7 protein-coding genes are annotated in these 9,915 nt (G+C 69.7%); 2 read left to right on the top strand and 5 right to left on the bottom strand.

Going from position 1 to position 9,915, the window contains the following annotated elements:
• Nucleotides 1-255 (top strand): cobalamin biosynthesis protein (locus FHD68_RS15660; protein WP_139086178.1); only part of this gene is annotated, 255 nt, incomplete at its 5' end.
• A gap of 4 nt (nucleotides 256-259) precedes the next feature.
• On the opposite strand, the gene FHD68_RS15655 is transcribed toward FHD68_RS15660, so the two are convergent.
• The 5 genes from FHD68_RS15655 to FHD68_RS15635 form a co-directional block, all read right to left on the bottom strand.
• Complete coding sequence (locus FHD68_RS15655; RefSeq protein ID WP_127898561.1) at nucleotides 260-1,036, bottom strand: transglutaminase-like domain-containing protein; 777 nt, start codon at nucleotides 1,034-1,036, stop codon at nucleotides 260-262.
• A gap of 102 nt (nucleotides 1,037-1,138) precedes the next feature.
• On the bottom strand, nucleotides 1,139-2,212 hold the full coding sequence (locus FHD68_RS15650; RefSeq protein ID WP_164871433.1) for a sensor histidine kinase: 1,074 nt from the start codon (nucleotides 2,210-2,212) through the stop codon (nucleotides 1,139-1,141).
• A gap of 106 nt (nucleotides 2,213-2,318) precedes the next feature.
• Nucleotides 2,319-3,542: an AGE family epimerase/isomerase gene (locus tag FHD68_RS15645; RefSeq protein ID WP_371705432.1), complete on the bottom strand. Its 1,224-nt coding sequence runs from the start codon at nucleotides 3,540-3,542 to the stop codon at nucleotides 2,319-2,321.
• A gap of 10 nt (nucleotides 3,543-3,552) precedes the next feature.
• Nucleotides 3,553-5,844 (bottom strand): Tex family protein, encoded by a 2,292-nt coding sequence (locus tag FHD68_RS15640; RefSeq protein WP_139086176.1) that lies wholly within the window; start codon nucleotides 5,842-5,844, stop codon nucleotides 3,553-3,555.
• 40 nt (nucleotides 5,845-5,884) lie between these two features.
• Entirely contained in the window at nucleotides 5,885-8,434 is a 2,550-nt protein-coding gene (locus FHD68_RS15635; RefSeq protein WP_127898565.1) for a cation:proton antiporter, read from the bottom strand.
• A gap of 217 nt (nucleotides 8,435-8,651) precedes the next feature.
• Here FHD68_RS15635 and FHD68_RS15630 point away from each other — a divergent pair, with 217 nt between their 5' ends.
• On the top strand, nucleotides 8,652-9,719 hold the full coding sequence (locus FHD68_RS15630) for an alkene reductase (protein ID WP_127898566.1): 1,068 nt from the start codon (nucleotides 8,652-8,654) through the stop codon (nucleotides 9,717-9,719).
• The last annotated feature ends 196 nt before the right edge of the window (nucleotides 9,720-9,915 follow it).

Genomic DNA, 9,915 nt, shown 5'->3' with positions numbered 1-9,915 from the left:
GCGCTGCGGGTGGCGCTGCGCGACGCGTCTGCCCACCGGTCGCCCAACGCCGGCTGGCCCGAGGGCGCGATGGCCGGGGCCCTGGACTGCCGGTTGTCGGGTCCGCGCGTCTATGCCGACCGGGTCGCGGACGAGCCGTGGCTGAATGCCGCTGCGCCCGACCCGGATGCGGCGGACCTGCGCCGTGGCATCGCACTGATCCGTCGCGCCACGATGGTCGCGGCGCTGCTGCTGGCCACGGCGGCGCTGCTCTGACGGATCAGAACAGCATGACCTCGACGCTTTGCGTGCGCAGTTCCGCGACCGAGTTGGTGGTCAGAAACGCCACGTCCGCCGCGTCGCGCCCGACCGCGACCAGGGCCATCTGGTCCGCATCGGCCATGCCGGTTGGATCGACCAGGTGCCAGTCGCCGCCCAGATAGACCTGCACGACGGCGTGGAAATCCTGCGGCTGGACATGGGGGGCGTAGACGCTGGCGATGCGCGCGGGGATCTGCTGCGCGCGGCACAGCGCGATCAGCAGATGCGCATAGTCCCGGCAGACGCCGCGCCGGTCCAGGAAGGTGTCCGCAGCCGTTGTGTCCCCGTCGCTGGTTCCGGCGACATAGTCCAGGTTGCGTTCCACCCAATCGCGTATCGCGGCCACCAGCGGGCCGCCCGTCAGCCCCTCGAACCGAGAGCCGGTGAAGTGCCCGAACCGTTCCGACTGGCAATAGCGCGACGGCAGAAGATAGCGCAGCGCGTCGCCGGGCATGTCCTCGACCTCGACGGCCTGCAGGCTGGCCAGATCGGGACGCGGGCGGGTCACCTGGACCTCGGCCGAATAACGGCAGGTCAGCCGATCCTGCAGGCGCATGACGATGCGTTCGCCGATGCCCTCCTCGGCCGGAACGCGGGCCAGCTTCAGGGGCTGGCCCAGGTCGATGTTGGTGCGGTTCAGGATCTGTCCGTGAACGCCCGCCGCCTCGATCAGCAGCAGCGCGGGCCCGGGCGATTCCAGCGCATAGTCAAGCGTCACGTCGATCTTCATCCGCATCGGCGGCTCCTGTCAGGTTGGGGTGGGTCGGGAAAGGGGCAGAGCCGTGCCCGCTTGCGGGGCCATTGTCAATCGTCAAGCGGCGGCTTGGTTCCGCGGGCGTCAGGATGACGCAGCCGCATCCAGCATCACGGTGACGCGGAACCGGGCACCGCCCCGGTCAGAGGCACCGTGATCCAGCCCACCGCCCATCTGGCGGGCATAGATCAGGCAGATCTGCATGCCCAGCCCGCGCGCCGCATCCGGGTCGAACCCGGCAGGCAGGCCCGGCCCGTCATCCGACAGCGTAACGCTCAACGCGCCCGCGTTCTGCGCCAGGTCCAGCCACAGACCCGGCCGCCGGCCCGGATGCGCGTGCTTGACGGCATTGCCGATCAGTTCGGCCAGGATCTGGCCGATCGCCGCCGCCTGCCCCGCCGTCACCCGCAGATCGCCCGCCAGCGCGTCGTCCACGGTGATCGTCACCTCCAGGGCCTGCGCGAGGTCGGTCGCCAGCGCCCCGACATAATCGCGCAGGCTGACATCGCGGCTGCCCGGGTCCAGGTGCAGCTGGTCGTGCACCCGCGCCAGGGTCGAGATGCGGTTCGCCGCATCGGACAGCTGCGCGCCTGCCGGGCCACCGGCCTGCTGGCGCGCCTGCATCCGCAGAAGGGCGATGACCGCGGCAAAGCTGTTCTTCACACGGTGGTCGATCTCTCCCATCAGGATGTGCTGACGGGCGATGGCCTCGTCCTTGCGGGCGACCTCCTGCTGCAGCTGCTGTCGGATGGTCACGCTGTCGGTCACGTCGCGCGACGACGCCAGGATGCGCACCACGCGGGCCGCCGCGTCCCGGACCCCCGATACCGTGACGTGCCACCAGCGCGGTGTGCCGCGCGCGGTTGGGCAGAAGGCCTCGAACCGGGTCACGGCGCCGGTCAGCGCCGCCTGCATCGCGTCGTTCAGCATCCGGTCCGCCTCGGGCGGCCACATCGACGGCCAAGGCCGCTGATCGACGCTGGCGAAATCGTCGATCTCCATCGCGCACAACCCGTTGCCGTTCATGAAGATCAGCCGCCCCTCGGGGTCCAGCAGCTTGATGCAATCCGGCGAGGCATCCAGAACCGACAGCGCGAATCCCGCTTCGGACCCGGCCAGCAGGTCGATCGCGCGCAAATTCGGATCGGTTGGAACCATGGATGAACCCGACAGTGACGCGGGCCTATCCCGGCCCGCCGCTTGACGTCCCGCTTGGCCCTCCGGCCCGGTCACGTCAAGGACCAATCCGGACGGCACGGAAAGGTTAGCCAAGGCCCGCCGCGTCACGCAAGGGACATGTGCGGGCCAGATCGCGCGCCTGTTGCGACACGCCCCGCGCCAGCGGCAGCAGGTCCGCCTGCAGCGCGTGATAGATGTCGGGTTTGCCCCTGAACTGCGTCGCGGCCGGGCGGTCGTCATCGCCCAGTTCGGGGAACCACCCGCCGCGGGCATGGTCGATCAGATGCCCGTCCGCAAAGGCCCACAGGCGGCGGTACCAGTCGCCGTCGCCGGGTCGGGGGTCCAGCTTGATCAGGGCCGCCAGCGCGCCTATCGCCTCGGTCACCGGCCACCAATAGCGCGCCGGATTGTCCACGCGCCCGTCGCGCAGCGTATAGGCCAGCCCGCCCCGGTCGGCCCAGGCATCCGCCAGCGCCGTATCGACCAGCGCACGCGCCTGCGCGACCGCGCCTGTGTCGGGGCGCCCGGCCAGATCCCACCAGTGCAGCAGCAGGCGCGCCATCTCGAAGCTGTGGCCCGGCGTGGTGCCGGCGGGGCGGAACATCGGGTTGCCGGCATAGGCATGGTCGGGCCGCCAGCGGTCGTCGTAATGTTCCGGGATGCGCCAGCCATGCGCCGCCGCCTGCCCCGCAATGAAGAAATCCAGGATTTGCCCGGCACGGTCCAGATGGATAGGCGCGCCGGTCGCCTCGAACGCGGCCAGCAGCGCCTCGACCCCGTGCATGTTGGCGTTCATGCCGCGATAGGTCGAGAACGCCTGCCAGTCGCGCGTGAACTCGTCGCGGAACAGTCCCGCGTCGTGGTCCCAATAGTGGCGGTCCAGCACCTGCGTGATGTCGGCCAGCAGGCGATCCGCATCCGGGTGCCCGATCATCTTGGCACTGGACGCGGCCAGCAGCACGAAGACATGGCCATAAGCCAGCTTGGGCCCCTCGACCGGCGCGGTGCCGTCCACGGCCCACAGATAGCCGCCGTGATCGGTGTCGCGATGCGCGCGCCACAGCCAGTCCATGCCCTGATCCACGATCCCCGCGCGGTCCGGCCGCCCGGCCATCTGCGCCAGCGCATAGGAATGGACCAGCCGCGTGGTCGTATGCAGCTCCTGCACCGTGCCCGGCAGAGGCGTGCCGTCCAGGTCCAGCACATGAAAGCCGCCCTCGGGCCGGATGCTGGCATCGAAGAAATCCAGCGCCCGGCGCGCGTCGCGCGCCAGAAAAGCGCGGTGATCGGTGTCGTCAAGCACGCTCATGGCCATCCCCTCAGCGTTTGCGCAGCGCGTCGGCCAGGGCCGAACCGAATGCGCCCGCCCCCTTGGGCGCGGCCTGCGCCGCACGGGGCGCGGGCTTCGCGGTCTCGCGCGCCGGGCGGTCGGTGGGGGCGTTGTCCTTGCGCATGGTAAGGCCGATGCGCTTGCGGGCCACGTCCACCTCGGTCACGCGGACGCGGACCACGTCGCCGGCCTTGACCACTTCGTGGGGGTCCTTCACGAAGCGGTCGGCCAGTTGGCTGACATGGACCAGCCCGTCCTGATGCACCCCGATATCGACGAAGGCGCCAAAGGCCGCGACGTTCGTCACCGTCCCCTCCAGCGACATGCCCGGGCGCAGGTCGCCGATCGCCTCGACGCCGTCGGCAAAGGTCGCGGTGACGAAACCGGGGCGCGGGTCGCGGCCGGGCTTCTCAAGCTCCGACAGGATGTCGCGCACGGTGGGCAGGCCGAAATCCTCGGTGACGAAATCCTGCGCCCGCACCGACTTCAGCGTCGTGCTGTCGCCCATCAGCGACCGCAGATCACGCCCGCAGGCGGCCACGATCTTGCGCGCGACGCCGTAAGCTTCGGGATGGACGGCCGATGCGTCCAGCGGTTCGGACCCTTGGACGCGCAGGAACCCCGCGCATTGCTGGAACGCCTTGGGGCCCAGACCCGCGACCTTCTTCAGCGCGGCGCGGGACGGGAAGGCGCCGGTGGCATCCCGATGCGCGACGATGGCCTGCGCCAGCGACGGCCCCAGCCCCGCGACATGGGTGAGCAGCGCCGCAGAGGCCGTGTTCAGATCGACGCCTACCGCGTTCACGGCATCCTCGACCACGGCCTCCAGCGATTTTGCCAGCTGCCGTTGGTCCACGTCATGCTGGTATTGCCCCACACCGATGGACTGCGGCGGCACCTTGACCAGTTCGGCCAGCGGGTCCTGCAACCGGCGCGCGATGCTGACCGCGCCGCGCAGGGAGACGTCCAGGCCGGGAAACTCCTTCGCGGCCAGTTCGGACGCGGAATAGACCGAGGCCCCGGCCTCGGAGACGATCACCTTGGTCGGCGTCTTCACCCCCTTGGGCAGGCGCTTCAGCACATCGGCGACCAGACGCTCGCTCTCGCGGCTGGCGGTGCCGTTGCCGATGGCGATCAGGTCGACGCCATGCCTGGCGATCAGCGCCGCCAGCGTGGCCTCGGCCCCGCGCAGGTCGTTCTTGGGCTGGAACGGATAGATGGTCGCGGTGTCCAACAGCTTGCCGGTGCCGTCCACGACCGCGATCTTGCACCCCGTGCGGATGCCCGGGTCCAGCCCCAGGGTCGCGCGCGGCCCGGCGGGTGCCGCCAGCAGCAGGTCGCGCAGGTTGCGGGCAAAGACCTGGATCGCCTCGGCATGGGCACGGGCGCGCAATTCGGTCAGCAGATCGATATACATCGTGTTCGACAGCCGCACGCGCCAGGCCCAGCCCGCGACGCCGCGCAGCCAGTCGGCGCCCGGCCCCTGCCCGACCGCGCCCAGACCCCGCGCCACGATCCCCTCGGCCCGCGCCGTGCCGGTGTCCGGTTCGGGGGCGATGTCGATGGTCACGACCTCCTCCTTGGCGGCGCGCAGGATGGCCAGCGCGCGGTGGCCCGGAATGCCCGACCAGGTTTCCGAATGCGCGAAATAGTCGCTGAACTTGGCGCCCGCCTCCTCCTTGCCGGCCACCACGCGGGCGGCGATCACCGCATTGCCGCGCATGAACTCGCGCAGCGGCCCCAGAACCTCGGCATTTTCCGACAGCTCCTCGACCAGGATGTCGCGGGCGCCGTCCAGCGCGGCCTTGGCCGTCTCGACCGCGCCCGTCACATAGGTGGGCGCAAGGGTCGCCGGATCGCGCGACGGATCGGCCTGGATCGCGCGCAGCAGCGGCTCCAGACCGTTCTCGCGCGCGATCATTGCCTTGGTCCGGCGCTTGGGCTTGAAGGGCAGATAGATGTCCTCCAGCGCGGCCTTGGTCTCGGCCGCGCCGATGGCACGGGACAGATCGTCGGTCAGCTTGCCCTGGTCGCGGATCGATCCCAGGATCGCCGTGCGCCGCGCCTCCATCTCTCGCAGATAGGACAGGCGGTCGGCCAGGGTCCGCAGCTGCGTGTCGTCCAGGCCCCCCGTCACCTCCTTGCGGTAACGTGCGACAAAGGGAACCGTCGCGCCCCCGTCCAGCAGGTCGGAGGCGGCCGTGACCTGCGCGGGGCTGGCGCCGATCTCTGTCGCGATCTGGCGGGCGATGCGGGTGGCGGTCTGGGCAGAGATGTCCATGCGTGGGGGGCCTTGTCGTCCGTGGGTCTTGCGCCCCGGTCTAGCCGCTTGCGGCGGTCTCGCCAAGCGGGGCGTCCTGGGCCAGTTCAGGCATGCGCAGGACCTCTCCGGCGACGGTCTTGCCGACGACGCTGTCGCGCACCGCCTTGCGCAGCGCGGCGGACCGTTTCAGCAGGCGGCGGAACCCGGCCTCGTCCAGCACCAACAGCGTGCTGGGGGTGATCGCGCGGACCTCCGCCTTGCGGATGCGGCGGGTCAGCACGCCCATCTGGCCGAACATCTCTCCGCGGCCAAGGCGCGCGGTCTGGCCCGCGACCTCCTGTTCGACCGCGCCCGAAGCCACGAAGAAGACCGACCGCGCGGGCGTGTCCTTGCGAGTGATCACATGGCCCGCATTGACGTAACGCGTGCGGATCTCTCGGCTCAGGCGCTTCAGTTCGGCATCGTCCAGATCGGCGAACAGCGGGAATTGCCGCACGACCTGGTTCTTGCGCAGGGCCAGGTCCAGCTTGGGGCGGCCTTCGGACTGCTGGCGCCGTTGGCGGACATCGTCCATCAGCTGGATGTGCACCTCGGCGCCGATCAGGCCGTCGTCGCGCAGGGCGTTGTACTCGCGCTCCTCCAACCGCAGGGCGGTGCGCCGGATGAAGCGGCGCTCCAGCTCTTCGGCATAGCCGGGAAACTGCAGGCGCAGACCCTCCAGGGCGGTCTCCACCGCCTCGATCCGCCGCTGCAGCAATTCGTGCAGCAGTTCGGCCACGCGCCGACCGTGAATGCGGCGGATGCGGCGGTCGATGAACCCGTGAAGATCCCGCAGGATCAAACGCTTGCCCAGCAACATCTCGAACCTGTCCGCGGTCATGCGGGCCAGCGGGCCGGCCACGCCGATGCGGTTGCGCAGGAAGGCCGCGAACCGGAACGCCGGGCCATAGCGCAGATTGCGCCGTGCCGCGCGCTGATAGCCTGTGCGGCCGCCGGAACGCGCGCCCTCGATCACCCGGTCGGCGTCGAACAGCGCCTGCTCCGACAGCCGCGCCGAGATCGCCCGTTCGCGGAACCGCTGGACTATCATCTCGCGCTCGTGCGCGGCCAGGGCGATCAGGCCCAGGGTGATGCGGTCGCGGTCCAGGATCTCGGCATTGTCCTCGGCCTCGGCGGCCTCGACGGCATTGTCCAGCCGGGCGGCAAAGCGCTTGGCTTCGGAGCGCACCGTCTCTCGGGTCAGGTCATAGTTCTCGGTGACCGAGGCGACGCCCTCGCGCACCGACTGCAGCGCCACGGCGACGACCTGGTTCGACAGCGCCCGGTCCAGCGGCGACAGCTTGTCCAGCCCCAGAAGGGCGATGACACCGCGCAGCGTGGTGCCCTGCACGATCAGCGTGAACAGGGTGAAGCCGGTGGCCAGGATGCCGACGATGCGCTTCGTCTCGACCGGCACGCGCAGGTTCTCGGTCACCGCCAGGGCGAGCGCCAGGGTGACTGCGCCGCGCAGCCCGCCCCACATGATCGCCACGCGATAGGGGCGCTGGATCTTGGGCGACAGGCGCAGCGTGGTCAGCATCGGCAGCAGCACGAACAGGATCAGCGCCCGCGCGACGAAGGCCGCGATCACCACCACGCCGACCAGGAACAGGTCGTTCAGCCGCACCTCGCCCAGCAGGCGCGGGATCAGCAGCGCCGCCAGGATGAAGATCAGCGCCCCGGCCCAATGCGCCAGCAAGCCCCAGACCTCCTTGAGGTTGACCCAGAATGCAGGCGCCAGGCGGCCCGGACCCATCAGGTTCAGCGTCAGGCCGGACACGACGACGGCAATCACGCCCGACGCGCCCAGCAGCTGTTCCGCGCCGATATAGGCCAGGTAAGGGACCGCGACCGAAACGGATATCTGCGCCGTCTCGAACCGCCCGAACAGGCTCATCAACGCCAGCGCGATCCGCGCGACCAGCCACCCGGCCAGCACGCCGCCCACGATCAGGCCGGGGAACTGGCCCAGGGCCTCGCCCAGTTGCGGGTTCGGGACGCCCAGCATGACATAGGTCAGGAACAGGCCGAACAGCGCGATGGCGGCGGCGTCGTTCAACAGCGACTCGCCCTCGACGATGCGGGACAGGCGCTTGGGCGCGGACAGGCTGCGGAAGATGCTGACGACCGCCGAGGGGTCGGTGGTCGACACGATCGCCCCGATCAGCAGGCCCACCATCAGCGGCAGCCCCCCGATCCAGTGCAGCGCGAAACCGATGGTCAGGGTCGCCGCCACGACGGCCACCACGGCCAGCGTCAGGATCGGCACCCAGTCATCCATCATCCGCCGGATGTTCATCTCCAGCGTCGCCTGAAAGATCAGCGTCGGCAGGAAGACGTACATGAACACGCTGGACCGGATCGGCAGCGACAGGATGCCGACCGCCACCGGATTCAGCGTCTCTGTCACGTTGGTGCGCAGCAGGAACAGGGCGCCGCCGCCGATCAGGATACCCACCGCCGCCAGCATCACGCTGAACGGAAGGCGCAGGCGTGCGGCCAGGGGTTCCGCCGCTGCGATCAGCAGGAACAGCACCGCGGTAAAGGCAGTCAGCAACATGATATCCATGGCTTTCTGGATAGTCGCGGACCGACCGACATGGAAGGCCAACCCCGCCGCCCGCGCGCGTTTTTTCGCGCCGGTGACGGCGATGTGACGACGCGGCAGGCGCCCTTGAAATCGGGTCGCGTCACGCACAGCTGAAGGCCCGTGGGGCGCAGGGCGCCCCGCACTGACATTCCGGGCCGGACGGCCCCACAAGCAAGATCAAGAAAGGAGGACCCGCATGTCCTCGATGTTCGAACCCGTGACCCTGGGGGCGGTGACGCTGCGCAACCGGATCGTGATGGCCCCGCTGACCCGGTCGCGGGCGGGCGATGCACGCGTGCCCAACGACCTGATGGTCGAATACTATCGCCAGCGCGCCGGCGCCGGCCTGATCCTGTCCGAAGCGACCAGCATCATGCCGATGGGCGTGGGATACGAGGCGACGCCCGGCATCTGGAACGACGACCAGATCGCCGGCTGGTCGAAGGTGACCCAGGCCGTGCACGAACGCGACGGCCTGATCTACCTGCAGCTGTGGCATGTGGGCCGCATTTCCGACCCGCAGCTGCTGGGCGGGCAGCTGCCGGTGGCGCCGTCGTCGATCCAGCCGGGCGGGCATGTCAGCCTGCTGCGTCCCAAGCGTGCCTATGTCACGCCCCGCGCCCTGACCACCGAGGAGATCCCCGGCATCGTCGAGGCCTATCGTCAGGCGGCCGAGAACGCGCGCCACGCGGGCTTTGACGGGGTCGAGATCCACGCCGCGAACGGCTATCTGATCGACCAGTTCCTGCAGGACCGCAGCAACACCCGCACCGACCAGTATGGCGGCGACATCCAGAACCGCGTCCGCTTCCTGAACGAGATCACCGATGCGGTGGTCGGCGTCTGGGGCGGCGACCGGGTCGGTGTCCACCTGGCGCCCCGCGGCGACAGCCATGACATGGGCGACAGCGATGCCCGCGCGCTGTTCACGCAGGTCGCCCGCGACATGCGCGCGCGCGGCGTGGCCTTCCTGTGCCTGCGCGAACGCGTGGCCGAGGACAGCCTGCTGGACGCCATCCGCGACGCCTTCGGCGGCCCGGTCATCGCAAACGAGAGTCTGACCCGCGAAAGCGCCGAGGCCCTGCTAGCCGAGGGTCGCGCCGATGCCGTGGCCTTCGGGCGCGATTTCATCGCGACGCCGGACCTGCCCGAACGGTTCCGCCGCGGCCTGCCGCTGAACGACCAGGACCCGGCCACATTCTATGCAGGCGGCGCCGAGGGATACACCGACTATCCCACCGCCACCGACATCGCCGCGGAATGAGCCGGCGTCACGCATGACAAAGGGGGCGGCCCATGGGTCCGCCCCCTTTATGGATGGTCCGCCCCTCCCGCCGATCTCCGTGTAGGATGTCGGTGTTCAATGGAGGAAGGAGCGGACCATGATCATTGTGATCGTTGGCATCGACCTGGGCAAGAACAGCTGCAGCATCGTCGGTCTCGACAGCCTGGGGACAGTG

It is taken from the genome of Paracoccus marcusii (assembly GCF_006151785.1).
Taxonomy (GTDB): domain Bacteria; phylum Pseudomonadota; class Alphaproteobacteria; order Rhodobacterales; family Rhodobacteraceae; genus Paracoccus; species Paracoccus marcusii.
This window is presented reverse-complemented; position numbering and strand designations above follow the sequence as displayed.

Coding starts and splice junctions, on each gene's coding strand:
- FHD68_RS15630 (WP_127898566.1), top strand. CDS start 8,652: ATGTCCTCGATGTTCGAACCCGTGACCCTGGGGGCGGTGACGCTGCGC.
- FHD68_RS15650 (WP_164871433.1), bottom strand. CDS start 2,212: ATGGTTCCAACCGATCCGAATTTGCGCGCGATCGACCTGCTGGCCGGG.
- FHD68_RS15640 (WP_139086176.1), bottom strand. CDS start 5,844: ATGGACATCTCTGCCCAGACCGCCACCCGCATCGCCCGCCAGATCGCG.
- FHD68_RS15635 (WP_127898565.1), bottom strand. CDS start 8,434: ATGGATATCATGTTGCTGACTGCCTTTACCGCGGTGCTGTTCCTGCTG.
- FHD68_RS15655 (WP_127898561.1), bottom strand. CDS start 1,036: ATGCGGATGAAGATCGACGTGACGCTTGACTATGCGCTGGAATCGCCC.
- FHD68_RS15645 (WP_371705432.1), bottom strand. CDS start 3,542: ATGAGCGTGCTTGACGACACCGATCACCGCGCTTTTCTGGCGCGCGAC.